Origin of the sequence: Dactylosporangium maewongense (assembly GCF_039531485.1) — a bacterium.
GTDB classification, from domain to species: Bacteria; Actinomycetota; Actinomycetes; order Mycobacteriales; family Micromonosporaceae; genus Dactylosporangium; species Dactylosporangium maewongense.
The window spans coordinates 952,334-977,494 of record NZ_BAAAQD010000001.1; the positions used below are offsets into that span (position 1 = coordinate 952,334).

The window sequence follows — 25,161 nt, forward strand, 5'->3', positions numbered from 1 at the left end:
CGCAGATGCCTGACGCCGTCATCGTCTCGGCCGTGCGTTCGCCGATCGGTCGCGCCTACAAGGGTTCCCTCGCCGGCGTGCGCGCCGACGACCTCGCCGCACAGGTCGTGCGCCTCGCCCTGGAGCGGGTCCCGTCGCTGGACCCGCGGACGCTGGACGACCTCATGCTCGGCTGCGCCCAGCCGGCCGGCGAACAGGGGTACAACCTCGGCCGGCAGGTCGCGATGCACCTCGGCCTGGACATGGTGCCCGGCACGACCGTCAACCGGTACTGCGCGTCGTCGCTGCAGGCGATCCGGATGGCGTTCCACGCGATCAAGGCCGGAGAGGGGCACGCGTTCGTCGCCGCCGGCGCCGAGGTTGTCTCGCACTACCCATTGGGGAAGGCGGATGGCATGCCCGGCACCCGCAACCCGCGCTTCGACGGCATCACCGGGTCCCGGCCCTGGTCGGACCCGCGGGACCGCGGGGAGCTGCCCGACGTGTACATCGCGATGGGGGAGACCGCCGAGAACGTCGCCGAGCTGTGCGGGATCACCCGGCTCGAACAGGACGAGTTCGCGGTCCGCAGCCAGAACAACGCCGAGAAGGCCCTCGCCGACGGCTTCTGGGACCGCGACATCACCCCGGTCACCCTGCCCGACGGCACCGTGCTGCGCCACGACGACGGGCCGCGGGCCGGCGTCACCCTGGAGAAGGTCGCGGCGCTGCAACCCGCGTTCCGACCCGACGGCACCGTCACCGCCGGCAACTGCTGCCCGCTCAACGACGGCGCCGCCGCCCTGGTCGTGCTCAGCGACGTGCGGGCCCGCGAGCTCGGCCTGACCCCCCTCGCGCGGATCGTCAGCACCGGCGTGTCCGCGCTCAGCCCGGAGATCATGGGCCTCGGCCCGGTCGAGGCGACCCGCCGCGCCCTCGCCAACGCGGGCCTGGGCATCGGCGACATCGACCTGGTCGAGATCAACGAGGCGTTCGCCGCGCAGGCGATCCCGGCGTACCGGCAGATGGGCGCCGACCCGGAGCGCGTCAACGTGCACGGCGGTGCCATCGCGGTCGGCCACCCGTTCGGGATGACCGGCGCCCGGATCGCCACCACACTGCTCAACGGCCTCGTGCACCGCGACGCACAGTTCGGCCTGGAGACCATGTGCACCGCCGGCGGGCAGGGCATGGCCATGGTGATCGAGCGGCTCGCCTGATGGGTGCCCTGGACGGCAAGGCGGTCGTCGTCACGGGCGCCGGGCGGGGCCTCGGCGCCGCCTACGCCCGTCTCGCCGCGGCCGAGGGGGCGGCGGTGCTCGTCAACGACGTCGACGCCGACCTAGCTCTGACCGTCGCTGCGCAGATCACCGCGTCCGGCGGCCAGGCCGACGTGGCGGTCGGCACGATCAGCACCTGGGACGGCGCCGGCGCGGTGGTCGAGCGGTGCGTCGAGGTGTTCGGCGCGATCGACGGCCTGGTCAACAACGCCGGGATCTTCCGCCTCGCGCACCCGTCGCAGCAGGACCCCGACGAGTTCCGCGCCGTCATCGAGGTGAACCTGCTCGGCACGGCGTACTGCGGCCTGCACGCGATCCGGGCGATGCTCGCGCAGGGCGGCGGCTCGGTGGTGAACGTGACGTCCGGCGCGCACGCCGGGTCGGCGGCAATGGGCGCCTACGGGGCCAGCAAGGGCGGCGTCGCCTCGCTCACCTACTGCTGGGCGGCCGACCTGACCGGCACGGGAGTGAGGGTCAACGCCGTCTCACCGAACGCGCACACCCGGATGGCCGACACGTTCGAGGCGTACCTCGGCGCGGCCGCGAAGGGACAGAACGTGAGCAAGCCGCCGGAGCAGAACGCCCCGGCGGTCATCTACCTGCTCTCCGACGCCGCCGCGGCCGTGCACGGGCAGGTGGTCCGCATCGACGGCGACGAGCTGTCGATGATCGCGCACCCCGTCGTGCAGGGCACCGGAGCCCAGGACGCCGAGTGGACGGTGGAGAAGGTCGAGGCGGCCTTCGCGGCCGGTGCCGTCGGCCCGATCAGCCCGGTCGGCCTGCACCGCGCCTAACTTGATCTTTAAACCTGTTCGGCGTGGTCGGGACTGGTGGATTTCTTCCCCGCGGAACCGGCCGAGATTCCCACCCGCACCACCACGGCCACCGTCAGGCACGCTGATCCTCCGCAGCCCTTGATCGGATCTTCTTCCCAGACAAGAGGAATGATCGATCAAGGGCTGCACCCATGATCAGCCAGGGGCCGATGCCAGCCCACCCGAGGTTGAAGATCAAGTTAGCGGGACTTGGCCAGGCCGTCCAGGAACAGTGAGGTGCAGTCCTCGGCGAGGCGGGTGATCGGGTATGCCGCGGTGGGCTTGAACCAGCGCACCGACAGCCAGACGGCGTCACGCATCAACCGGTAGAGGATCTTGGGGTCCAGGTCGTCGCGGATGACGCCCTCGGCGATGCCTGCCTCGATGACGGACAGCCAGGTGTTCTGCACCTCTTTGCCGGCGGTGCGCAGATATCCGAACCGTTCGATCTGGGTCAGATAGTTGACATCGTTCTGGTAGATCTCGGTGGCGTGCGGGTGCGCCTCGACGACCTCGAGCGAGGCCACGATGAGGTCGTGCAGGCGGGTCCGCGGGTGGCTTTCGCCGTCCAGCACGCGCTTGTAGCGGGTGCGCAGGTCGTCCAGGTAGGAGGTCACGATCTCGTCGACCATGGCTTCCTTGGACTCGAAGTGGTGATACAGGCTGCCGGACAGGATGCCGGCCTCGTCGGCGATCTCGCGCACGGTCGTGGCCGAGACGCCCTTACGGGCGAACAGCGCCGCAGCGCTGGCGAGAATCCGCTCGCGTCGATCCCCAGGCTCTCGTGCCATCCCGCTCTTCCTCACCGATGTCGTTGTGCAGCCTCGTCAATCCCGTTCGCACCAGGAGTCTACGTGGACCGCGGCCGTGAGATACGGCTCGGCAGCGAGTGTAGCGCAATCAAGCAAGCGCTTGGTACGTTCATCGAGCAAGGTCCAGCCTGCGCGGTGAAGAAGGCGGCGATGGCGAACAAGCAGATGACCGAAGATGAGGTCGTGGCACAGCTGCGCTCGGGCATGACGATCGGGATCGGCGGCTGGGGATCCAGACGCAAACCGATGTCCCTGGTGCGCGCGATCCTGCGCTCCGACCTCACCGACCTGACCATCGTCAGCTACGGCGGCCCTGACGTCGGCCTGCTCCTGGCCGCCAAGAAGGTCCGCCGCCTGGTGTACGGGTTCGTCTCCCTGGACACGATCCCGCTCGAGCCGCACTTCCGGGCGGCCCGCCAGGCGGGCGCGGTGGAAGTGACCGAATACGACGAGGGCATGCTGCGCTGGGCGTTGTACGCCGCAGCGTGCCGGCTGCCCTTCATGCCCAGCCGTGCCGGGCTCGGCTCCGACGTGCTGAAGGTCAACCCCGCGCTGCGGACCGTCGCCTCGCCCTACGACGACGAGGAACTCGTCGCGATCCCGGCGGTGCGCCTCGATGCGGCCCTGGTGCACCTCAACCGGGCCGACGTGCACGGCAACGCCCAGTACCTGGGGCCCGACCCGTACTTCGACGACCTGTTCTGCAGCGCCGCCGACAAGGCCTACGTGTCGTGCGAGCAGATCGTCGACACCGCCGAGCTCATCCGGACCGCACCCGTGCAGTCGCTGCTGTTGCAGCGGTGGATGGTGCACGGGGTCGTCGAGGCGCCCCGCGGCGCGCACTTCACCTCCTGCGCCCCTGACTACGGCCGGGACGAGGCGTTCCAGCGCGAATACGTCGCGGCCGCCGCCGACCCGCAGGCGTGGGCGGCGTTCTACGACCGGTACCTGGGGGTCCTGACGTGAGCAACGGCATGAGCGCTGTCACTCGCGCTGAGGTGTGCGTCGTGGCCTGCGCCGAGGTGTGGCGCGGCGACGGGGAGATCCTCGCCAGCCCGATCGGCCTGGTGCCGAGCATCGCCGCCCGGCTGGCCCGTGCCACCTTCGCGCCGGACCTGCTGCTGTCCGACGGCGAGGCGTACCTGACGCAGGGCACCTGGGCGATCGGCGCCACCCCGCCGGTCGTCGAAGGCTGGATCCCGTTCCGGGCCGTGTTCGACCTGCTGTACACCGGCCGCCGGCACGTCATGATGGGCCCCAGCCAGATCGACCGCTACGGCAACGCCAACATCTCCGCCATCGGCGACTTCGCCCGCCCGACCCGGGCGCTGCTCGGCGTCCGCGGCGCGCCCGGCAACACCGTCAATCACCCCACCAGCTACTGGGTGCCCCGGCACGGGCAGCGCTCGTTCGTCGCCACGGTCGACATGGTCAGCGGCGTCGGCTACGACCGGGCCGCCGCGAACCCGGCCGCCGGCCGCTACCACGAGATCCGGCGGGTGGTCAGCAACCTCGGCGTCTTCGATTTCGGCACCGACGACCACCGGATGCGTCTGGTCTCGGTGCATCCCGGCGTCACCGTCGACGAGATCGTTTCCGCGACCGGCTTCGAGCTGACCGTGCCCGCGGACGTACCGCAGACCCGGCTGCCGACCGACGCCGAGCTCGCCCTGATCCGCGAGGTCATCGACCCGGCCTCGGTCCGTTCGCGGGAAGTCGACACGTGAGTGCGCTGCGGCCGCCGATCTGCGAGCTGTTCGGCATCCGGTACCCGATCGTGCAGACCGGCATGGGCTGGGTCTCCGACGCCGGGCTCACCGCCGCCACCTCCAACGCCGGCGGCCTCGGCATCCTCGCCAGCGCGACCCTGTCCTACGAGGAACTGGTGACCGCGGTCGCCGACGTGCGGCGGCTGACCGACGCGCCGTTCGGGGTCAACCTGCGCGCCGACGCCCCCGATGCGGCAAAGCGCGCCGATCTGCTCATCCGGGAAGGTGTACGGGTTGCCTCGTTCGCCCTCGCGCCGAAGCCCGAACTGATCGAGCGGCTCAAGGCCGCCGGCGTGGTGGTGGTGCCGTCCGTCGGGGCGCGCCGGCACGCGGAGAAGGTCGCCGCGTGGGGCGTGGACGCCGTCGTCGTGCAGGGTGGCGAGGGCGGCGGGCACACCGGCCCGGTCCCCACCACCCTGCTGCTGCCCCAGGTCGTCGACGCCGTCGACATTCCGGTCATCGCCGCCGGCGGCTTCTTCGACGGACGTGGCCTGGTCGCCGCCCTCGCCTACGGCGCCGCCGGGATCGCGATGGGGACCCGGTTCCTGCTCACCAGCGACAGCCCGGTCGGTGCGGCGGTGAAGCAGCGGTACCTCGACGCCACCGTCACCGACACGGTCGTCACCGCGGCGCTGGACGGCGTGCCGCAGCGGGTCCTGCGCACCCCCTTCGTCGATGACCTCGCCGACACCGGCGCGCTGCGGCGGCTGCCCCGCGCGGTCCGCAACGCGCAGTTGCTGCGGAAGCTGTCGGGCCGGTCGTGGCTGAGCATGCTGCGCGAGGGCCGGGCCATGCGCGGCAGCCACGACCTGCGCCTCAGCCAGCTCGTCCTCGCCGCGAACACCCCGATGCTGATCCGCGCCGCCATGGTCGACGGCCGCGCCGACGCCGGCGTCATGGCCACCGGCCAGGTTGCCGGGCTCATCGACGACCTGCCCAGCTGCGCGGAGCTCATCGAGCGCATCATGGCCGAGGCCGCGGACACGCTGAAGCGGTTCGCCTGATGCCCGCCTACGCCATCGAGGACGTCGTGCCGGTCGTCCACCCGACCGCGTACGTCCATCCGACCGCGGTGCTCATCGGCGACGTCCACGTCGGCGCCGGCTGCTACGTCGGCCCACTCGCCAGCCTGCGCGGCGACTTCGGGCGCATCGTCATGGCGGCCGGCTCGAACGTCCAGGACTCCTGCGTCCTGCACACCTTCCCCGGCACGGTCCTGACCCTCGGCCCGGACGGACACGTCGGGCACGGCGCGGTCCTGCACGGCTGCCGCGTCGGCGCCGGCGCGCTCATCGGCATCAACGCGGTCGTGCTGGACGGCGTCGACGTCGGCGAATACGCGTTCGTCGGCGCGCACTCCCTCGTCAGGGCCGAGTTCGTGGTGCCGTCGAGGACCCTGGTGGCCGGCGCGCCGGCGAAGGTCGTGCGGGACCTGACGGACGTGGAACTGGCCTGGAAGGCGCACGGGACGGCGGTGTATCAGGCCCTGGCCGTGCGCAGCCGCGACTCGTTGCGACCTGCTACGCCGTTGACGGAGGAGGAGCCGGACCGGCCGCGGCTGTCGACGACCGCGGCGGTCGCGGTGCCGCTCGATCAGGCCCGGCGCGCCTCTGGTCAGCCAAGCAAGCGCTTGGTAGAGTCGTGACCATGCCGAACAAGACATCGGGCCACGGGCTGCTCGCCGGTCGCACCGTGCTGGTCACCGCCGCCGCGGGCACCGGCATCGGCTTCGCCACCGCCGAGCGGTGCGTCGAGGAGGGCGCCACGGTCGTCGTCTCCGACCGGCACGAGCGCCGCCTCGCCGAATCCGCCGAACGCCTCGGCGTCCTCGGCGTGCCGTGCGACGTCACCGACCAGGCCCAGGTGGAGCACCTCTTCGCCACTGCCGTCTCGCATTTCGGTGGCGGGCTCGACGTGCTGGTCAACAACGCCGGGCTCGGTGGCACCGCCGCCGTCGTGGACATGACCGACGAGCAGTGGAGCACGGTCCTGGACGTCACGCTCACCGGCACCTTCCGCTGTACCAGGGCGGCACTGCGGCACATGATCCCGCGCGGCACCGGGGTGGTGGTCAACAACGCCTCCGTCATCGGCTGGCGGGCCCAGGAGGGCCAGGCGCACTACGCCGCGGCGAAGGCCGGGGTCATGGCGCTCACCCGCTGCTCCGCCCTCGAGGCGGCCCGCTCCGGGGTGCGGGTCAACGCCGTCGCGCCCAGCCTGGCGATGCACCCGCACCTGGCGAAGGTCACCACGGACGAACTGCTCGCCGAGCTGTCCACCCGGGAGGCGTTCGGCCGCCCCGCGGAGCCGTGGGAGATCGCCAACGTGATCGTGTTCCTGGCCAGCGAATACAGCTCATACATGACCGGCGAGGTCGTCTCGGTCAGCAGTCAACACCCGTAGAGAGGCCGGCATGGTCGACGACAGTGCAGTCGGGGTGACCGGCGAGCCGTTCACCCTCGACATCGAACGCGGCAAGATCCGCGAGTTCGCCCGCGCGACCGGCTCGGCGAACCCCGACTATCTGACGGCGGAGGACCCGGTGATCCCGCCGACGTTTCTGACCACCGCGTTCTTCTGGCAGACCGGGGGGTCCGACCCCTGGCCGGCGGTCGCGATGGACCAGCGCAAGGGGCTGCACGCGGAGCAGGAGTTCGTGTTCCACGGCCCGCCACCCCGCGCCGGCGACCGGCTCACCGGGCGATCCCGGATCGAGTCGGTCACCCGCAAGGAGGGCCGCAGCGGCACCCTCACCTTCGCGGTGATGGTCACCGAGTTCCGCGACGAGACCGGCCGCCACGTCGCCACCGCCCGCCTCACCGGCGTGGAGACGGCGGTGACCGGTACGCACCGCAGCGGAGGGGCCGGTCATCAGGCAGCGCAGTCCCAAGGTCAGGGCGGCGCCGAAGCGAAGGTGACGGCATGACCGCCTCCGTCTACGGGCCGCTGACTCGGACTGACCTGGTGCGTTACCAGGGGGCGTCCGGGGACTTCAACCCGATCCACCACGACGAACTGTTCGCCCTGGCGGCCGGGATGCCGGCGCCGCTGTCACTGGGCATGCTGCAGGCCGGGTTCCTGGCGACCTGGGCGACCGACCGGTTCGGCGCCGCGGCGGTCCGCTCCTTCCGGGTCCGCTTCGCCGCCCAGGTCTTCCCTGGCGACACCGTCACCTGCGACGGCACCGTCGTGCGGCAGGACGAGGACAGCTTCGACGTCGAGATGACGTGCACCACCCAGGACGGCACCGTCGCCGTGTACGGCTGGGCGACCTTCACCACGGAGGCATCGTGATCGAGTCCACAGTGGACGAACTCGGGGTGGCCGAGATCGTCATGGCCAACCCGCCGGTGAACGCGCTGCCGGTGGCCGGCTGGTTCGCCCTCGCCGCCGCCCTCGACGCGGCCGGCGCCGACGCGGGCGTCCGCGCGGTCGTGCTGCGCGCCGAGGGACGCGGTTTCAACGCCGGCGTCGACATCAAGGAACTCCAGGCGAGCACCGGCTACGGCGCCCTCGTCGGGGCCAACCGTGGCTGCGCGGCCGCGTTCAGCGCCGTCTACGACTGCCCGGTCCCCGTCATCGCGGCCGTGCACGGGTTCTGCCTCGGCGGCGGCATCGGCCTGGTCGGCAACGCCGACGTCATCGTCGCCTCCGACGACGCCACGTTCGGGCTGCCGGAGGTCGACCGGGGCGCCCTCGGCGCGGCCACGCACCTGTCGCGGCTGGTGCCGCAGCACAAGATGCGGGCCATGATGTACACATCGGCGACCGCGACCGCCGCCGAGCTGCACGCGTTCGGCTCGGTCCTCACCGTCGTGCCCCGCGACGAGCTGCGGGCCGCCGCGTTCGCCGTCGCCCACGACATCGCGGCCAAGGACCCGGCGGTCATCCGGGCCGCGAAGGAGTCGCTCAACGGCATCGACCCGTGGGACCCGAAACGCAGCTACCGCTACGAGCAGGGTTTCACCTTCGAGCTCAACCTCACCGGCGTGGCCGACAAAGTCCGGGACGAGTTCGGCCAATGACCGGAATCCGCCTGGAAGACACCCCGGACGAGGCCGCCTTCCGCGCCGAGGCACGGGCCTGGCTGCGAGCCAACGTGCCCGGCCCGCTGCCGTCCGGCGACACCCGCGAGGGCTTCGCCGAGCACCTGCACTGGGAACGCGCCCTGTTCGACGCCGGCTGGGCCGTCGTGTCGTGGCCGCGCCGGTACGGCGGTCGCGACGCCTCGCTGTGGCAGTGGCTCATCTTCGAGGAGGAGTACTACGCCGCCGGCGCACCGCAGCGCGTCACCCAGAACGGCATCTTCCTGCTCGCCCCGACTCTGTTCGAGTTCGGCACCGCTGCGCAGCAGGACACCCTCCTGCCTCGGATGGCCGCCGCCCGGGACCTGTGGTGCCAGGGCTGGTCCGAGCCCGGCGCCGGCAGCGACCTCGCCGCCATCAGCAGCCGCGCCGAACCCGTCGACGGCGGCTGGCGGCTCAACGGGCAGAAGACCTGGACCACCCGAGGCGCCTTCAGCACCCACCTCTTCGGTCTGTTCCGCACCGACCCGGCCGCCGCCCGGCACCGCGGCCTCACCTACTTCCTCGTCCCCCTGGACGCCGGCGGGGTGACGGTCCGCGGCTTCGGCCGCCTCGACGGCGACGAGGGCTTCGCCGAGGTCTTCTTCGACGACGTGTTCGTCCCCGCCGGCGCCGTCCTCGGCGAACCCGGCAAGGGCTGGCAGGTCGCCATGTCCACGACCGGCTCCGAACGCGGCCTCACGCTGCGCTCCCCGGGCCGGTTCCTGCACACCGCGCAGCGGCTCGTCGCGCTCGCCGCCGCGCAGGGCGACCGGCTGCGGCCCGTCGTGCGGGAGCGGGTCACCCGGGCCTGGCTCAACGCCCGCGCCTACCAGCTGTTCACCCTCAACCAGGTCACCGACCTCGTCGAAGGGCGACCACCCGGCGCCCGATCGAGCCTCAACAAGCTGTTCTGGTCGCGGCTGGACATCGAGCTGCACGAGATCGCCCTGGAGCTGCTCGGCGCGGAAGCGGTCCTCGACTCGCCGTGGACCCGCGGCTTCCAGTTCTCGCTCGCCGGCCCGATCTACGCCGGCACCAACGAGATCCAGCGCAACATCGTCGCCGAGCGGGTGCTCGGCCTGCCACGAGCGTGAAGGGAAGCCACTGTGCGGTTCGCGTTGACTGAGGACCAGACCGCGCTGCGCGACGCGGTGCGGGCGCCGCTCGCCGCGGGCGGCTGGTCCACGCTCGCCGATCTCGGCGTGTTCGCCGCCATGGCCGACCTCGGCCTGGACGAGACCGACCTCGTCCCGGTCCTTGAGGAGGTCGGCTACGCCGCCGTCGCGCTGCCGGTCACCGCGACCGCGTTCGTCGCCGTGCCGCTGCTCGCCGCGCTCGACGACGACCGGGCCGCCGCGGCCGCCACCGGGTCGCTGCGGATCGCGGTCGCCGGGCCGGGCGGCCTCACCCCGTTCGGTGGGCAGGCCGACCTCGTGCTGCACCTCGACGGCGGTGTCGCCCGGATCGGTGGCCTGAGCACTGCCGCATCCACTGTGGACACCAGTCTCGACGCCGTCGTCTCCATGGCTGCCGGCGTCCTCACCGACGACCCGGCACTCGTCGAGGCCGCCGCTGGGCGGGCCGCCCTCGGCCACGCCGCCGAACTGGTCGGGCTCGGCCGGCGGATGCTCGACCTGACCGTCGGCTACGTCCAGCAGCGCTACCAGTTCGGGGCGCCCGTCGGCAGCTTCCAGGCCGTCAAGCACCAACTCGCCGACGCGTACCTCGGCCTGGAGTTCGCCCGGCCCGCCGTCCTTGCCGCCGCCTGGGCACTGCAGGAAGGCGCGGACGCGGGACCCGCCGTCGACGGCGCCGTCGTGCTCGCCGCCGACGCCGCGCACGCGGCGAGCCGCGCCGCGATCCAGTGCCACGGCGCCATCGGCTACACCGTCGAATACGAACTGCACCGCTTCGCCAAACGGGCCTGGGCCCTCGCCGCCCTCGCCGGCCCCGGCGACCGCCTCGCCGCCCTCGCCACCACCATCGGTCTGAAGGAGCAAGGGACATGACCGACGAAGCAGACGTCGTCCGGTATCGCACCGAAGGCCCGGTCGCAGTCGTGACGATGCACCGGCCGCAGTACCGCAACGCCCAGAACTCCGCGATGACCTACGCGCTCGACGACGCGCTGTACCGCGCCGCCGACGACGACGAGGTCAAGGTCATCGTGCTCACGGGGGAGGGCAAACACTTCTCCGCCGGGCACGACATCGGCACGCCCGGCCGGGACATCGACACCACGTTCCCGCGCCGCGCCGGCCTGTGGTGGGACCACGTCGGCAAACCCGGCGCGGAGAGCCGCTTCGCCCGCGAGTCCGAGGTGTACCTCGGCATGTGCCGGCGCTGGCGGGAACTGCCGAAGCCGACCATCGCTGCGGTCCAGGGCGCCTGCATCGCCGGCGGGCTGATGCTGGCCTGGTGCTGCGACCTCATCGTCGCCGCCGACGACGCGTTCTTCGCCGACCCGGTGGTGCGCATGGGCATCCCGGGCGTCGAGTATTTCGCCCACCCGTGGGTGATGGGTCCCCGGCACGCCAAGGAGTTCCTGTTCCTCGGTGAGCGGGTGTACGCCGACCGCGCCCTGCAACTCGGCATGATCAACCGGGTCGTGCCACGCGCCGACCTGGAATCGTCCACGATGGACATCGCCCGGCGGATCGCGGAGATGCCCCGCCTCGGCCTCGCCCTGACGAAGAAGGCGGTCAACCAGGCCGAGGACCTGATGGGCCTGCGCGCCGGGATGGACTCGGTGTTCGGCCTGCACCACGTCGCCCACGCGCACAACGCCGAGGTCGGCCACGACTCCCTCGCCGGGCACGACGCCCGGTCGATGCGCGACGGCGGTCGCTGATGCCGCGACGGTACGACGGCCGCGTCGCCCTCGTCACCGGTGCCGCCTCCGGCATCGGGCGGGCCGTCGCGACCCGCCTGCGGGACGAGGGCGCCCGGGTCGCCGGCCTCGACACGGCCGCCGTGGACATCGACGGGGTGCACGGCATCCGCTGCGACCTGCGCGACGAAGATCAGGTCGCCGCCGCCGTCGCCGACGCGGCCGGCTGGGGCGGCCGGATCGACCTGCTCGCCAACGTCGCCGGGGTCGCCTCCTACGCGCACACCACCGACGTCACCCTCGCCGAGTGGGACCGGATCCTCGCGGTGAACCTCACCGGCACGTTCCTCGCCTGCCGGACCGCGCTGCCGCACCTGATCGCCGCGCGGGGTGCCGTCGTCAACGTGGCGTCCCTGGCAGGGGTCCGCGGCTGGCGGTACAGCGCCGCGTATTCCGCCGCGAAGGGCGGGGTCGTCGCGCTCACCCGGGCACTCGCCGTGGAGTACGCGCCGGATGGGGTGCGGGTCGCCTGCGTGTGTCCGGGGTCCGTGGACACGCCGCTGAAACGTAACCTGGTGCCCGTGCCGGACCAGGACCCGCGGCTGGCCGGGCACGCCCGGGCGCTGCTCGACCCGCCGGTCGCCGAGCCGGACGAGGTCGCCGCCGCGATCGCCTACCTCGGCTCCGCCGAAGCGCGCTTCGCCACCGGTGCCGTGCTGCGCCTCGACGGCGGCGCCGGTGTCTGAGTACCCTCCGGACGTCGTCGCCCACCACGCCTCCGGCACCTGGACCGCCGAGACGATCGCCGCGATGGTCGCCCGCAACGACCCCGACCGGGTCGCGTTCATCGCCCCCGAGGGCACCTTCACCTGGGGCGAATACGACGTCCTGTCATCACGCCTGGCGCAGTCCTATGTGGATGCCGGGTTCGCGCCCGGGGACCGGCTCGCCGTCCTGCTCACCGGCGGCGCGCTGACCCACGTCGCCTACCTCGCCGCGCAGAAGGCCGGCCTGGTCACCGTCGGGATCGGCCCCCGGGCCGGCGACGCCGAGATCGTCCACCTGCTGGCCAAGACCGGTGCGGTGGGACTCGCCACCCGCTGGTCGCACCGCGGCCGGCCGGGCGCGGAGATCGCCGCGCGCTGCGGCGCGCCCCGGCACGTCCCACTCGACCTGGCGTCCCTGCCCGCCGCCGGCCACCCGGGCCCTGGGCTCGGCGCGGACGACCTGTTCTTCGTCAACTCCACGTCCGGCACGACGGGGCTGCCGAAGTGCGTACGGCAGACGATGAACAACCGCAAGTACTTCGGACCCCTCGCCCACGCCGCCGGCCGGTTCGGCCCCGATGAGGTCTTCGCCAGCGTGCTGCCCGCCCCGTACGGCTTCGGGCTGTGGAGCGCCCACGTCGTGCCGGCCATGTACGGCTACCCGACCGTGCTCACCGCCGAGTTCGACGCCGCCGAGACACTGCGGCTCATCGAGGAACACCGGGTCACCGTGCTGTGCGCGGTCACCGCCCAGTTCATCATGCTGCTGAACTCGCCGGCGTTCGCGACCACGGACCTTTCCTCGCTACGGGTCATGTTCACCGGCGGGGAACGAGTGCCGGTCGAGCGGGCCCGCGAGTTCGAGGAACGGACCGGCTGCGCGGTGCTGCAGTTCTACGGCTCCAACGAGGCCGGTCCGCTGTCGGTGACCACCGTGGACGACCCGCGCACGGCCAGGCTGACCACCGCCGGCCGGCCGATCCCCGGGGCGCGGCTGCGGCTGCTCGCCGACGGCGCCGACGTCACCGCCGCCGGGGGACCGGGCCAGGTAGCCGCCAGCGGCCCCGGCTGCACCCCCGGCTACCTCGACGACGACGCCGCGAACGCCGCCCTGTTCCGTCCCGACGGCTGGTTGCTGACCGGCGACGTGGCCACCATCGACGGCGGCGGCTACCTGTCCATCACCGGCCGGATCGCGGACTTCATCATCCGCGGCGGCCACAACGTGAGCGCGCTCGTCGTGGAGGAGGCGGTCGGCGGCCACCCGTCGGTCGCGCAGACCGCCGTCGTCGCCGTCCCCGACCCGGTTCTCGGCGAACGCGTCTGCGCCTACGTCGTCACCCGCGACGAGCTGACCCTCGACGCCCTGCGGGTGCACCTGGACGCGGCAGGGGTGTCGAAGCAGAACTGGCCGGAGTACCTGGTCGCCCTGCCGTCGCTGCCCCTTGGTACCGGCGGCAAGGTGGACAAGGCGGCGCTGCGAGCCGACGCGGCCCGGCGCTTCACCGCCTGACGTCCGCGGCGCCGCGGGCACCGGACAGCGTGGCGGCATGGGCGACGCTGCGACCTACCGGGACCTCGGAGAGGCGGCCTGGGCGTGGACGCTGCGCCACGTGCACCGCGACGACGGGCCGTGGCTGCCTGACCGGGTCACCGACGGCTGGCCGGAGCCCGCGCCTGACCGGGACTCCCTCCACGCCGGCACCGCGGGGCTCGCGCCGGTCCTCGCCGCGATCCGGCTGCACCGGCCGCTGAGCGGAGCCGAGACCGCGCTCGCGGACGGGATCGTCGAGCGGCTGGCAGCGCAGGCCGAGACGCGTGTGGAGCCGTCGCTGTACGACGGTGAGCTGGCCCAGGTAGGTCAGCTTCAGTGCCTGATGAGGGTCTGGGCCACCTGGCCGTCACCGATGGGGCGGCCGTCGAGGGTGGCGTGCACGTCGAAGAGGTAGCGCCGGCCGCGGACGTCGGCAAGGACGGCCGTCACCACGAACTGCTGGCCGGTGCGGGCCGGGCCGGTGTGCCGTACCCCGATCCAGGTGCCCAGTGACGCGGTTGCCGGCGCGAAATACGGGCGCAGGACGTCGGCGGCGGTGTCCTCCAGGCAGGCGATGAGCGCCGGGGTGCTCAGCACCGGCTCGGTGTCCGGGACGTGGTCGGTGGTCTGGTCCGCGGTGACCGTGAAGGTGCGGGTGCGGGAGGCGCCTGGGCCGAGGTCGGTGCGCAGCAGCCGGTGCGGTGCCTCGTCGCGGGGTGCGCCGTGGCGCACGCGGAGGTCGGCGACGAGCCGCTCACCCCGCACCAGCCGCAGCATCACCACCCGGCCGCCGGTCGCACCCTCCACGGAGGTGAGCCGCAGCGGGTCGTTGCCGTGACCCGCTGGGTCGCCGTGCCAGATGAGCTGCTCCACGTGGGCGTCCGCCGGGATGGGCAGCAGCGGCAGGATGCGAAGGTCCGCCGGGGTGCCGGCGGGGGCAGTCCAGAGGTCCGGCACGCGGCGCTCCCTACCTTGACATGCTCGAAGGGTCAGGAACAGAATGGCACAACCAAGCGCTTGTTTGGTAGAGGTCTTGGGGGTTCTTCGTGCACGACCTGTTCCCCGCCGGAGCCGCGCCGGCGCCCGGCAGCGTCCACGAGCGCTACGTCGCCGACCGCCTCGCCGAGGTGCGGGACGGCGAGACGCTGCCCGACACCGTCCGCCGGCACGCCGCGGCGCAACCGGACGGCGTCGCCTTCGTCGCCGGCGACGACCGGCTCACCTGGGCGCAGTTCGACGCCCGCTCCACCGCCTTCGCGCAGCGGCTCGCCGACGCCGGGCTCCCGCGCGGCACCCGCGTCGGGGTCCTGCTGCCCGACGGCGTCGAGGTGCACGTCGTGTACCTCGCCGCGATGAAGGCCGGCATGATCGTCGTCGCGATCGGCCCGCGGGCGGCCCGTCTGGAGGTCCGGCACCTGCTCACCGTCGGGGGTGCCACCGCGCTCGTCAGTCTGGCCCGGCACCGCGACGAGCCGGTCGCCGCACTCGTGGAGGGGCTCGGCATCGTCGTACACCTCGAAATCCAGAAACTCGAGGACGGCACGGTCGCGCCGAAAGGGGCGCACGAGCTGCGCCGCGACGAGATCCACCTGCTGAACTCGACGTCCGGCACGACCGGCATGCCCAAATGCGTGGTGCACAACCAGGACCGCTGGTTCTACTACCACGAGCTCGCCGTCGAGTGTGGCGACCTGCGCCCCGACGACGTGTTCCTGACGCTGATCCCGGCGCCCTACGGCTTCGCGCAGTGGACCGCCAACTTCACCCCCACGCTGCTGGGCGCCCCAACCGTGGTCATGCCCCGCTTCTCCGCCGACGAGGCGCTGCGCCTCATCGAGCGCGAGCGGGTCACCGTCGTGTGCTGCGTCAGCACCCAGTTCATCATGATGCTCAACTCGCCGGTCGCCTCGGACGTGGACCTGTCGTCGCTGCGGGTCATGTTCACCGGCGGCGAGGCCGTGCCGTTCGAGCGGGCCGCCGAGTTCGAACGCCGCACCGGCGCCAGAGTGTTGCAGTTCTTCGGCTCCAACGAGACCGGCGCACTGTCGCGGACCTCGGTCACCGACACCACCGACCAGCGGCTGCGTACCGCCGGGAAGGTCATCGACGCGATGCGGGTGCGGCTGTTCGCCGAGGACGGCACCGACGTTACCGCCGTCGGCGGCCCCGGCCAGGCCGCGTGCGCCGGCCCCGCCACGTGCCTGGGCTACTTCGCCGACCCGGCCGCCAACGAGGCGCTGTTCACGGCCGACGGCTGGATGCTCACCGGCGACATCTGCACCATCGACGCCGACGGCTACCTGCGGGTCGTGGACCGCAAGTCCGACTTCATCATCCGCGGCGGCAAGAACATCAGCGCCGCCGCTGTCGAGGACCACGTCGGCTCGCACCCCGCGGTCGCCATGGTCGCCGCGGTGGCAGTGCCGGACCCGACATTCGGCGAGCGGGTCTGCGCCTTCGTCGTGCTGCGCGACGCGGAGACCCTCGACCTCGACGGGCTCCGCCAGCACCTCGACGTGCGCGGGGTGTCCCGGGACAACTGGCCGGAGCGCCTGGAGATCGTGCCGGACCTGCCCCGCGGCTCCGGTGGCAAGGTCGCCAAGGCCCAGCTCCGCCAGCGCCTGCGTGCCTGAACGGCGTTGCCGGGCCGTCAGGCCTTCGGGTCGGTGAGCAGATCGCGCAGGCGGCCGCGCTGGATCTGGCCGGTCGCGGGGGTGCGGGGGATCGTGCTGGTCGTCGCGACTCGGCGGGGCACCTTGAACCCGGCGAGCCGGCCCTCCACATGCGACCGCACCTGGGCCACCGTCGGCGGCGGGCAGCCGTCGGGGACCACGAACACCGCGCAGACGACCTCGCCCCACCGGTCGTCGGGCAGGCCGACGACCGCCACGTCGAGCACGCCCGACAGGTCGCGTAGCGCGTGCTCGACCTCCGCCGGGCCGACCGACTCGCCGCCGGTGCGGATCACCTCGCGGGTGCGGCCGGTCAGGAACAGGTAGCCGTCCTCGTCGAGGCGGCCGAGGTCGCCGGAGCGGTACTCGCCGGTGAGCGGGTCGGCGCCGAGGTAGCCGTTCATCAGCGCGGGGCCTTCGACGCAGACCTCGCCGTCGGCGGCCAGCCACAAGGCGTTCGGGGTCGCGGCCCGCCCGACGCTGCCGGGCTTGCGGGCCAGATCCCAGTCGTGCAGTGCCGCCATCCGGCCGGCCTCGGTGGAGCCGTACAGGATCGTCGTGGTCGTGCCGGGCAGCCTGGCCTTGATCCGTTCGACGAGGTCCGCGGCGACGCTGGACGTGCCGGTGTCGGCGTGCAGGAGCGAGCGCAGGTCGGCGGCGCGGTGCTCCCGGTCCAGCAGACGTTCCCAGACCGCCGGGATGCAGTACAGCGCCGAGGGGCGCTGCCGGCGGACCACGTCGATCACCTCGACGGCGTCGGCGCGGCGCACCAGGTGCACGGCGGTGCGGTGCTGCCAGGCCTCCATCACGTAGTGCCAGCCGCCGTAGTGGTACAGCGGGAACGTGCACACCACGCCGCCGTGCCCGCGCAGGCCGCTGGTGAACGTGCCGCCGCCGGGTGCCGCACGCAGCCAGCTCGCCCGGTGGCTGACCAGGGCGCCCTTCGGTGTGCCGGTGCTACCGCTGGTCAGGTACACGATGTGCGGCGCCGCGTCGTCCACCGGCCGCCGGTCCCAGACGCTGGAGCCGTTGCCGAGGGTTTCGTGGTGTACGACTCCCGCCTCGCCGAACGCCAGGTCCGACAGCACGAGCCGGGGGTCGAGGTACCGGCGGACCGCGTCGCGTTCGTGCACCGGCAGGGCGGGGTTCAGCGGGGCGAACACCGCGCCGAGCCGCGCGCAGGCGACGAACACGTCCAGGGAGCGCAGGGTGGGCGTCGCGCACCACAGCACGATGTCGCCGGTGCCGACCCCGCGGGCGGCGAGGGCGTTCGCGGTCCGGTTCGCGGCGACGTCCAGCTCCGCGAACGTCACCGCCCCCGCGCCGAGGGTGGCAGCGGTCCGTCCAGGGGCGGTGAGCGCGGCAAGCGTGACGATGTCCCCGATCAGCAGGCTCATGCGGCTGCGTCCCAGGGGCCGATGCTGACCTGTGCGGGGCCGGCTGCGGCGTGCGCCGCCTTGTCGCGGGTGATCTCCAGGGCCTTCGGCAGCGCGTCGACGCCGTCGAGCCGGTGCGTCACCAGGCAGTCGAGGTCGACGTAGCCGCGGCGCACCAGGCGCAGCGCCTGCTCGAACGCGCTGCCGCCGGGGGAGTAGCCGCCCGCGCCGGACCGCGGGTGCAGCAGTGCCACGGCACGCTCCCGCAGCAGGCCCAGCGGTGCGCTCGCGTGCCGGGGCAGGACCGCGACCATGACGATCCGCCCGCCGCGCCGCACGCATTGGGCGGCCAGCTCCAAGGTGGACGTGCCGGCGAGTCCGGCGCTCGGCATGCCGCCCGCGGTCTCGAACACCACGTCGGCGCCGATGCCGCCGGTCGCCTCCAGGACCGCGGCGTGGACGTCCTCGGTCGCGTCGATGACTGCATCGGCACCGGCCGCGAGAGCGAGCCGCCGCTTGGCGGGGCTGCGGCCGGTGACGATGATCAGGCCGGCGCCGCCGTGCCGGGCCACCTGCGTGTGCAGCACGCCCATCACGCCGGCGCCGAGGATCAGGACGCTGTCGCCGGGCCGCACCTCGGCGATGGCGTGCCCGTGCAGCGCGCCGGCGAGGGGCTGCACGGCGGCGGCCTGCGCCGCGGTGACCCCGTCCGGGACGGTGACGACCGACTTCGCCGGCACGGCGACCCGCTCGGCGAACGCCCCCGCCCGGGTGAAGCCGAGCACACCGGGGGAGGGGCAGGCGTCCGGGCGGTCCCGGCGGCAGGCGGCGCAGGTGCCGCACGCGGCCGTCTCGACGGCGGTCACCCGGTCCCCGACCGCGTGCCCGCTTCCCGGCCCGGCGACGCTGATGACCCCGGCGAACTCGTGGCCGCCGAAGCGGGTCGGCCCGGCGGCGAGCCGGGCGGCGAGGACGTCGTGCATGGCGACCGGGTCACCGGCGATGAGCATGCACTCGGTGACGCTCGGCTGGACGCAGGCGACGTCGATGACGACCTCGTCCGGCCCGGGGACCGGGTCCGGGACCTCCTCGACGGTCGGATCGCCGAAGCCGTGCAGTACCAGTGCCCGCATCTCATGCTCTCCTCGGCCGTGCTTGACGGTGCAGTTAGATTTTGTATTCAATATTCAAATCTCGTCAAGGGAGGCTCGGATGGAGCGGGAGCTCATCGTCACCGGGGTCGGCGGGCAGGGCATCCAGCTGCTCGCGAAGACCCTCGCCCTCGCCGCCACCCGGGAGGGGCGCTATGCGATGCTCGCCGCGGACTACGGCGGCGAGATGCGCGGCGGGCCGTCCAAGGCCGGCGTCGTCGTCGGCGACGCCCCACTGCACGCCCTGCCGATCCTGCCGTCAGCCTGGTCCGCGATCTTCGCCCACCATCGCTTCGCCGAGGGCGTGCAGGACCGGCTCCGACCCGGCGGCATCGTCGTGGCCAACACCCCGCTCGTCGATCCCGACGGCTTCCGCGCCGACCTGCGGGTCTTCGTCGTCGACGCGATGGCCGCGGCCAAGGAGTGCGGCGCGCCGAACGCGTCCGGGTTCGTCCTCCTCGGCGCCTACAACGCCCTCACCACGATGGTGGCGGCGGCGTCGCTGGTCGCCGCGATGGAGGAACTGCTGCCTCCCTACCGGCAGCAGCACGCCCCCGCCAACGCGCGCGCCCTCGAGGCGGGCGCCCTGACCGTGCGGGCCGGTGTGGCATGAGCCTGGAGCTGCTCGACGGCGGGGCCGCCATGGCTGAGGCGGCGATCGCCGCCGGGTGCCGGTTCTTCACCGGCTACCCGATGTCACCGTTCACCGGCCTGCTGGAGGAGATGTCACGGCGGCTGCCCAAGGCCGGCGGGGTCTGCCTCAACGCGGAGAGCGAGATCGAAGGCGTCAACATGACCCTCGGCGCCGCCGCGGCCGGAGCCCGCGCCGCGACCGGCTCGTGCGGGCAGGGCATCGCGCTGATGCAGGAGGCGATCGCCGAGGCCGCGCTCAACGAGACCCCGTTCGTCGTGTTCAACCTGGCCCGCAACCAGCAGGACTACTTCCAGGCCACCCGCGGCGGCGGCTGGGGCGACTACCGCACGATCACCCTCGCCCCGAAGGACGTCCCGGAGGCCATCGAGCACACCCAGCTGCTGTTCCACCTCGCCGACAAGCACCGCGCGCCGGTCATGCTGTACGGCGACCCGCTGCTCGCGCAAACCCGCGTCGGCGTCGACGTCCAGGCCCTCGACTTCGGCCCGCTGCCGGCCAAGGACTGGGCGCTGGACGGCACCGGCGGCGGCACCGGCCGCAGCCGCCAGATCTGGACCTGGGCGATGGGCAAGGCCAACGACCCCGGCCCCGGCCCCGACGGGCACTGGCGCGCGGTCGCCGACAAGTTCGACCGGATCGCCGCGGAGGAGCAGCGCCACGAGGAGTCCATGGTGGACGACGCCGAGACCGTAGTGGTGGCGTTCGGCACGGCGGCGAAGTTCGTCGAGCACGTCGTGACCGGGCTGCGCGCCGAAGGCCACCGCATCGGCTGGTTCCGGCCCGTCACCCTGTGGCCGTTTCCCGGCGCCGCGCTGCGCCGTGCCACCACCGGCGCCCGCAACGTCCTGGTCTTCGAGCTCAACGCCGGGCAGATGCTCGACGACGTGCGCATCCACGCCGCCGACCGCGACGCCGTCCGGTTCGTCGGCGGGGTCAGCATCGCCGAGTCCGGGCTCTCCTACGGTCCCCTGCTCGACGCCCCCGTGATCCGCGAACGAATCCTAGGTGCGACATGATCATCGACACGTCCGGGCCGCCCGCCGTCCCGGCGAAACAGGTCGCCGACTTCAAGCCCAGTCTCCTGCTCGGCGAGCACTCGCTGTGCCCCGGCTGCGGCGAGCCCGTCGCCCTGCGGATCCTGCTGGAGGTGCTGCAGGAGCTCGACATCGTGCAGCGCAGCATCGGCGTCGTCGGGCACGGCTGCTACGGCAGCTTCGTGCGCATCATGGACGTCGACGTCCTGCAGTGCCTGCACGGCCGCGCCCCGGCGTGCGCCACCGGCATCAAACGGGTCCGCCCCGGCGTCGCCGTGTTCACCCTGCAGGGCGACGGGGACATGGCCAACGAAGGGCTGCAGGAGGTGCTGCACGCCGCCGCCCGCGGTGAGAACATCACCTGCGTGATGCTCAACAACGGGGTCTTCGGCGACACTGGCGGCCAGCAGACCGCCGCCACCGTCCTCGGCCAGCGCACCAAGACCAGCATCGACGGGCGCGACCCGGACACCCACGGCTACCCGATCCCGGTCGCCGACCTGGTCGCGTCGCTGCAGGGCGTCGGCTACGTCGCCCGCGGCGCCGTCTCCAGCGCCGGTGGGGTGCTGCAGGCGAAACGGATGCTGCGCAAGGCGTTCGAGACCCAGCTCGCCGGCGGCGGGTTCAGCCTGGTGGAGATCCTCACCATGTGCCCGACCGGCTGGTTCGTGCCGACCGCCGAAGGACCGTCGTATCAGCAGGGCACCATGGAGCAGACGTACGGCATCGGCGAGCTGGTGACCCGGTGAAGCTGCAGCGGGCCAACACCAGCGAGGCGGTCGCGGCGCACGTGCTGGACCTGTTGTTCGCCGGTGAGCTGCGCAGCGGCCAGCGTCTCGACCTCGACGAGATCGCTTCGCGGCTCGGCGTGAGCCGGGTGCCGGTCCGCGAGGGCCTCATCCAGCTCGAACGCGACGGTCTCGTCGAACGCGCCCACTACAGGCGGGCGTTCGTCGCGGAGTTCGACGACGCCACCGTCCGGGAGGCGTTCGAGCTCTACGGCATGCTCAGCGCGTTGACCAACCGCCGCGTCGCCGCGCGCCGCGACCCAGCGGTCGTGGAGGCTCTGGGCAAGCTCGACGAGAGCCTGGCCGGCTGCGACGACCCGGCCGAATTCGAGTCCCTGGCCCGCGAGTTCCGCCGGGTCGTCAACGTCGCCGGCGCCCGCAACCACCTGCGGGCGCTGCTGCGCACGTTCAGCGGCCTGGTCCCGGCCGCGGCCCGGTTCTCCATCGACGACGCCCTGCCGGCCGAGCGTGCCGCCCTGCACGCCGAATACGCCGCGATCCGCGACGGGGACCCCGACGCCGCCGGCGCCGCGGCCCTCGCGCACCTGCGCCTCACCGCCGACAACGCCGTCGCCGCGCTGCGCCGCCGCGGCGTCTTCCCACCGTCCGTCGTGGACGGTGCAGAGTGGACGGACGCGGCGGCCGTCCTGAAGGGAACGACCCCGTGAGCCGTGGCACCCTCGTCATCGACACCGACCGCTGCAAGGGCTGCGAGCTGTGCCTGGCCGCCTGCCCCCCCAGCGTGCTGAGCATGTCCGCGACCGTCAACGAGCAGGGCTACCGGTATCCGGAGCTGCACGACGGCTGCACTGGATGTACCGCCTGCCAGATCGTCTGCCCCGACTTCGTCATCGCCGTCTACCGATACACCCCGCCGCCCGCGTGAGGGCGGCGAGGCTCCCGACGGACGGTCAGTTGTTGGAGTCGGCGCTGGTCAGGAAGCCGGCGTTGACCCGCGCGCCGCCGCTGTCGTAGCAGGCCACGTCGCGCGCACAGTCACACCGAGACGGTTTGCCGACAGTCCGTGGCGCTGGTGTTCGTTCGCCATGTCCTTCGATATCTCGCGACGCCGCACCCGGCGGTCCTCGCCGTCGCCGTCGCCGCCGTGTGGTTCCTCGTCCGCGACGAGCCGGCCGCCCCCGACGCCGGTGACTGCCTGAGGAAACCCACCCCGTCGACGTTCGAGACGGCCGACTGCGGGTCCACCGGCGCGCGGTACGTCGTGCTCGGCCGGGTCGAGAACCGCACCGACGAGGACGCCAGGGACGTCTCGATCATCTGCGCCCGCTGGCCGGACGCCGCCTTCGACTACTGGCGCGAACGGCCCGGCAGCAAGGGCGTCGTCATCTGCGCCAAGGAGCGCTAGCCCGCGGGGCTTGATGAACACGCCGTCTACCCGGTGGATCGGTGGTCCCAGCAGACCGGCAATCCACTGGGTAGTCATGCTGCCGCCTTGGGCGGCGCCACGTCAGTGGCGAGGCGAATTCAACCAAGCGATTGCTTGATTTGCTGGCGGGGTGCGGCTTAATCTTCTAAAAGATTTGGAGGTGAGCCGTGACACTCACGACAGCACCGCCCGGCTCGACCGACGCGCCCATGCGCGACGGCGGGACCGCCACCTGGTCGCCCCGCATCACCCCGCCGATCGGCGTCGACCTCACCGACCGGCAGGCCCTGGCCTGCGCGTTCCGCATCCTGGGGAACAGCGGCTTCAGCGAGAACATCGCCGGCCACATCACCATGGTCAAAGACGGCCAAGGCGGCACCGAAGGTGCCATGTGGGTCAACCCGTGGGGCCTGTGGTGGGAGGAGATCTCCGCGTCCGACCTGTGCGTGGTCGACCGGGACGGCACCGTCCTGGATGGCCGGTGGGACGTCACCCCGGCCATCCACATCCACACCGAACTGCACCGGGTCCGGCCCGACGCCAGGGTCGTCGTGCACAACCACCCGTACTACGTCACCGTGCTCGCCGCGATCGGGGTGCTGCCACAAATCGTGCACCAGACCGGGTGCATGTACGACGGCGACCTCGCGTTCGTGCACGAATACACCGGCGAGGTCGACGACGCCGCGCTCGGCGCCGACCTGGCCCGCCGGATCGGGGACAGCTCCGTGGTCATCCTCGCCAGCCACGGCATCATCGTCACCGCCCCGACGATCCAGGAGGCGACATACCGCTCGGCGAGCATCGACCGTGCCTGCCGCCTCGCCTACGACGTCATGCTGCTCGGCCGCGACCCCCTGGAGATCGCCCCCGGCCTGCGGCACGGCATGAAGAAGTCACTGCTGGAGCGCGGCACCGACGTGTTCTGGGCCGGCGCCGTGCGCTCACTGCTGCGCCGCGAGCCCGAAGTACTGGACTGAAAGGCAACGTCATGGCATCGATCGACGAGTTACTGCAGAACAGTTCGTTCACCATCGCCGACCGGTCGAAGGTGACCTTCCTGCCCGACCCGCCCCGCCAGCCCCGCAAGTACACGTTCATCTCCGTCGACGACCACATCGTCGAGCCGCCCAACGCGTTCGAGGGCCGCATGCCGGCGAAGTTCGCCGAGCAGACGCCCCGGGTCGTCGAACAGGACGGCAGCCACGTCTGGATCTACGACGGCAAGGAGTTCCCGAACGTCGGCTTCAACGCTGTCGTCGGCCGGCCGGTCGACGAGTACAGCATGGAACCGAGCCGCTTCGACGACATGCGCCGCGGCTCGTGGGACATCCACGAACGCATCAAGGACATGGACCTCAGCGGCGTGTACGCCTCGCTGTGCTTCCCGTCGTTCCTGCCCGGCTTCGCCGGCCAGCGCCTGCAACTGTCCACGAAGGACACCGAGCTGGCCCTCGCCGCCACCCGCGCCTGGAACGACTGGAACATCGAGGCGTGGTCCGGCGCCTACCCGGACCGCATGATCCCCTGCCAGCTGCCGTACTTCCTGGACCCCGAGGTCGGCGCCCAGGAGATCTACCGTAACGCCGAGCGCGGGTTCAAGGCCGTCACCTTCACCGAGGCACCGCACCTGCTCGGCATGCCGTCGCTGCACACCGGGCACTGGGACCCGATCATGCGCGCCTGCGAGGAGACCGGCACCGTCATCAACCTGCACATCGGCTCGTCGGGAACCTCGCCGTCCACCGCCCCGGACGCCCCACCGGACGTCGTCGGCGTGCTGTTCTTCGGGTACTCGATGTTCTCCGCCGTGGACTGGTTGTACTCCCGTATCCCGGTGCGGTTCCCCGGCATCAAGATCGTGCTGTCGGAGGGCGGCATCGGCTGGGTGCCCGGCCTCGTCGACCGGCTCAACCACATGCTGAGCTACCACGAGATGTACGGCACCTGGAAGGGCATCGACCTGACCCCAGCCGAGGTGCTGCTGCGCAACTTCTACTTCTGCGCGGTCGAGGACCCGTCGTCCTTCGCGCTGCGCGACGTCATCGGCGTCGACCACATCTTCCTCGAGCAGGACTACCCGCACTGCGACTCGACCTGGCCGCACACCCAGCGCACCATCGAGGAGGAGATCGGTGGCCTGCCCGACGCCGACGTGCGCAAGATGACCTGGGAGAACGCGTCCAGGGTATACCGGCACCCGGTCCCACCCGCGGTCCAGGACGACCCGGACGCCTACTAGACT

Annotated in this window: 29 protein-coding genes; 25 read left to right on the forward strand and 4 right to left on the reverse strand. The window is 72.3% G+C overall.

All coding sequences use genetic code 11. The features are described from left to right. Positions 1-5 precede the first annotated feature (5 nt). Positions 6-1,199 carry an acetyl-CoA C-acetyltransferase gene (locus ABD332_RS04285; protein WP_344499693.1) on the forward strand — a complete coding sequence of 398 codons (1,194 nt, stop codon included), beginning with the start codon at positions 6-8 and terminating at the stop codon, positions 1,197-1,199. Beyond that, positions 1,199-2,053 (forward strand): SDR family NAD(P)-dependent oxidoreductase, encoded by an 855-nt coding sequence (locus ABD332_RS04290; protein WP_344499695.1) that lies wholly within the window; start codon positions 1,199-1,201, stop codon positions 2,051-2,053. Before ABD332_RS04285 ends, ABD332_RS04290 begins: the two co-directional genes overlap by 1 nt. A gap of 221 nt (positions 2,054-2,274) precedes the next feature. Here ABD332_RS04290 and ABD332_RS04295 read toward each other — a convergent pair whose 3' ends face one another. Continuing rightward, positions 2,275-2,865, reverse strand: a complete 591-nt coding sequence (locus ABD332_RS04295) for a TetR/AcrR family transcriptional regulator (RefSeq protein ID WP_344499697.1) — start codon at positions 2,863-2,865, stop codon at positions 2,275-2,277. 171 nt (positions 2,866-3,036) lie between these two features. Between ABD332_RS04295 and ABD332_RS04300 the strand changes: the two genes are divergently transcribed. From ABD332_RS04300 to ABD332_RS04365, 14 genes are all read left to right on the forward strand, one after another. Beyond that, a complete protein-coding gene (locus tag ABD332_RS04300; RefSeq protein ID WP_344499699.1) occupies positions 3,037-3,852 on the forward strand; it encodes a CoA transferase subunit A in 816 nt (271 codons plus the stop codon). An 8-nt stretch (positions 3,853-3,860) separates the two neighbouring features. Then, positions 3,861-4,613, forward strand: a complete 753-nt coding sequence (locus tag ABD332_RS04305; protein WP_344499701.1) for a CoA-transferase subunit beta — start codon at positions 3,861-3,863, stop codon at positions 4,611-4,613. A gap of 62 nt (positions 4,614-4,675) precedes the next feature. Then, positions 4,676-5,659, forward strand: a complete 984-nt coding sequence (locus tag ABD332_RS04310) for an NAD(P)H-dependent flavin oxidoreductase (protein WP_425552130.1) — start codon at positions 4,676-4,678, stop codon at positions 5,657-5,659. Beyond that, the gene (locus ABD332_RS04315; protein WP_344499705.1) at positions 5,659-6,300 is read left to right on the forward strand and encodes a gamma carbonic anhydrase family protein; all 642 of its coding nucleotides are present in this window, start codon (positions 5,659-5,661) and stop codon (positions 6,298-6,300) included. The genes ABD332_RS04310 and ABD332_RS04315 overlap by 1 nt, the downstream gene beginning before the upstream one ends. A 2-nt stretch (positions 6,301-6,302) precedes the next feature. After that, the gene (locus tag ABD332_RS04320; protein ID WP_344499707.1) at positions 6,303-7,058 is read left to right on the forward strand and encodes an SDR family oxidoreductase; all 756 of its coding nucleotides are present in this window, start codon (positions 6,303-6,305) and stop codon (positions 7,056-7,058) included. Positions 7,059-7,068: 10 nt separating this feature from the next. After that, positions 7,069-7,581, forward strand: coding sequence for an FAS1-like dehydratase domain-containing protein (locus ABD332_RS04325; RefSeq protein ID WP_344499709.1), 513 nt, complete (start codon positions 7,069-7,071; stop codon positions 7,579-7,581). Beyond that, complete coding sequence (locus ABD332_RS04330) at positions 7,578-7,949, forward strand: MaoC/PaaZ C-terminal domain-containing protein (protein ID WP_344499710.1); 372 nt, start codon at positions 7,578-7,580, stop codon at positions 7,947-7,949. The genes ABD332_RS04325 and ABD332_RS04330 overlap by 4 nt, the downstream gene beginning before the upstream one ends. Next, complete coding sequence (locus ABD332_RS04335) at positions 7,946-8,680, forward strand: enoyl-CoA hydratase family protein (RefSeq protein ID WP_344499712.1); 735 nt, start codon at positions 7,946-7,948, stop codon at positions 8,678-8,680. The genes ABD332_RS04330 and ABD332_RS04335 overlap by 4 nt, the downstream gene beginning before the upstream one ends. Further along, positions 8,677-9,816 carry an acyl-CoA dehydrogenase family protein gene (locus tag ABD332_RS04340; RefSeq protein WP_344499714.1) on the forward strand — a complete coding sequence of 380 codons (1,140 nt, stop codon included), beginning with the start codon at positions 8,677-8,679 and terminating at the stop codon, positions 9,814-9,816. Before ABD332_RS04335 ends, ABD332_RS04340 begins: the two co-directional genes overlap by 4 nt. Before the next feature lie 12 nt (positions 9,817-9,828). Further along, positions 9,829-10,731, forward strand: a complete 903-nt coding sequence (locus ABD332_RS04345; RefSeq protein WP_344499716.1) for an acyl-CoA dehydrogenase family protein — start codon at positions 9,829-9,831, stop codon at positions 10,729-10,731. Beyond that, positions 10,728-11,573, forward strand: coding sequence for an enoyl-CoA hydratase (locus ABD332_RS04350; protein WP_344499718.1), 846 nt, complete (start codon positions 10,728-10,730; stop codon positions 11,571-11,573). Before ABD332_RS04345 ends, ABD332_RS04350 begins: the two co-directional genes overlap by 4 nt. Next, the gene (locus ABD332_RS04355) at positions 11,573-12,298 is read left to right on the forward strand and encodes an SDR family NAD(P)-dependent oxidoreductase (protein ID WP_344499720.1); all 726 of its coding nucleotides are present in this window, start codon (positions 11,573-11,575) and stop codon (positions 12,296-12,298) included. The genes ABD332_RS04350 and ABD332_RS04355 overlap by 1 nt, the downstream gene beginning before the upstream one ends. Next, positions 12,291-13,832, forward strand: coding sequence for a class I adenylate-forming enzyme family protein (locus ABD332_RS04360; protein ID WP_344499722.1), 1,542 nt, complete (start codon positions 12,291-12,293; stop codon positions 13,830-13,832). The genes ABD332_RS04355 and ABD332_RS04360 overlap by 8 nt, the downstream gene beginning before the upstream one ends. 37 nt (positions 13,833-13,869) lie before the next feature. Next, positions 13,870-14,268 carry a hypothetical protein gene (locus ABD332_RS04365; RefSeq protein WP_344499724.1) on the forward strand — a complete coding sequence of 133 codons (399 nt, stop codon included), beginning with the start codon at positions 13,870-13,872 and terminating at the stop codon, positions 14,266-14,268. Here ABD332_RS04365 and ABD332_RS04370 read toward each other — a convergent pair. Beyond that, complete coding sequence (locus tag ABD332_RS04370) at positions 14,187-14,810, reverse strand: thioesterase family protein (protein WP_344499726.1); 624 nt, start codon at positions 14,808-14,810, stop codon at positions 14,187-14,189. The genes ABD332_RS04365 and ABD332_RS04370 overlap by 82 nt on opposite strands. A gap of 89 nt (positions 14,811-14,899) precedes the next feature. Here ABD332_RS04370 and ABD332_RS04375 point away from each other — a divergent pair, with 89 nt between their 5' ends. Next, positions 14,900-16,486 (forward strand): class I adenylate-forming enzyme family protein, encoded by a 1,587-nt coding sequence (locus ABD332_RS04375; protein WP_344499728.1) that lies wholly within the window; start codon positions 14,900-14,902, stop codon positions 16,484-16,486. 17 nt (positions 16,487-16,503) lie between these two features. On the opposite strand, the gene ABD332_RS04380 is transcribed toward ABD332_RS04375, so the two are convergent. Together ABD332_RS04380 and ABD332_RS04385 are read right to left on the reverse strand one after the other, a co-directional pair. After that, the gene (locus ABD332_RS04380) at positions 16,504-17,922 is read right to left on the reverse strand and encodes a class I adenylate-forming enzyme family protein (protein WP_344499730.1); all 1,419 of its coding nucleotides are present in this window, start codon (positions 17,920-17,922) and stop codon (positions 16,504-16,506) included. Then, a complete protein-coding gene (locus ABD332_RS04385; RefSeq protein ID WP_344499732.1) occupies positions 17,919-19,034 on the reverse strand; it encodes a zinc-dependent alcohol dehydrogenase in 1,116 nt (371 codons plus the stop codon). Before ABD332_RS04385 ends, ABD332_RS04380 begins: the two co-directional genes overlap by 4 nt. A 79-nt stretch (positions 19,035-19,113) precedes the next feature. Between ABD332_RS04385 and ABD332_RS04390 the strand changes: the two genes are divergently transcribed. The 8 genes from ABD332_RS04390 to ABD332_RS04425 all read left to right on the forward strand — a co-directional run bounded on the left by ABD332_RS04390 (position 19,114) and on the right by ABD332_RS04425 (position 25,158). Then, positions 19,114-19,665, forward strand: coding sequence for a 2-oxoacid:ferredoxin oxidoreductase subunit gamma family protein (locus ABD332_RS04390; RefSeq protein ID WP_344499734.1), 552 nt, complete (start codon positions 19,114-19,116; stop codon positions 19,663-19,665). After that, positions 19,662-20,723 carry a hypothetical protein gene (locus ABD332_RS04395; RefSeq protein WP_344499736.1) on the forward strand — a complete coding sequence of 354 codons (1,062 nt, stop codon included), beginning with the start codon at positions 19,662-19,664 and terminating at the stop codon, positions 20,721-20,723. The genes ABD332_RS04390 and ABD332_RS04395 overlap by 4 nt, the downstream gene beginning before the upstream one ends. Continuing rightward, a complete protein-coding gene (locus ABD332_RS04400) occupies positions 20,720-21,490 on the forward strand; it encodes a thiamine pyrophosphate-dependent enzyme (protein WP_344499738.1) in 771 nt (256 codons plus the stop codon). The genes ABD332_RS04395 and ABD332_RS04400 overlap by 4 nt, the downstream gene beginning before the upstream one ends. Then, complete coding sequence (locus ABD332_RS04405) at positions 21,487-22,197, forward strand: GntR family transcriptional regulator (protein ID WP_344499740.1); 711 nt, start codon at positions 21,487-21,489, stop codon at positions 22,195-22,197. Before ABD332_RS04400 ends, ABD332_RS04405 begins: the two co-directional genes overlap by 4 nt. Beyond that, positions 22,194-22,415 carry a 4Fe-4S dicluster domain-containing protein gene (locus tag ABD332_RS04410; RefSeq protein WP_344499742.1) on the forward strand — a complete coding sequence of 74 codons (222 nt, stop codon included), beginning with the start codon at positions 22,194-22,196 and terminating at the stop codon, positions 22,413-22,415. The genes ABD332_RS04405 and ABD332_RS04410 overlap by 4 nt, the downstream gene beginning before the upstream one ends. Before the next feature lie 147 nt (positions 22,416-22,562). Further along, the gene (locus tag ABD332_RS04415; protein WP_344499743.1) at positions 22,563-22,895 is read left to right on the forward strand and encodes an LppU/SCO3897 family protein; all 333 of its coding nucleotides are present in this window, start codon (positions 22,563-22,565) and stop codon (positions 22,893-22,895) included. Between the two features lie 188 nt (positions 22,896-23,083). Then, a complete protein-coding gene (locus ABD332_RS04420) occupies positions 23,084-23,896 on the forward strand; it encodes a class II aldolase/adducin family protein (protein WP_344499745.1) in 813 nt (270 codons plus the stop codon). Positions 23,897-23,907: 11 nt separating this feature from the next. Then, complete coding sequence (locus ABD332_RS04425) at positions 23,908-25,158, forward strand: amidohydrolase family protein (protein WP_344499747.1); 1,251 nt, start codon at positions 23,908-23,910, stop codon at positions 25,156-25,158. Positions 25,159-25,161 lie beyond the last annotated feature (3 nt).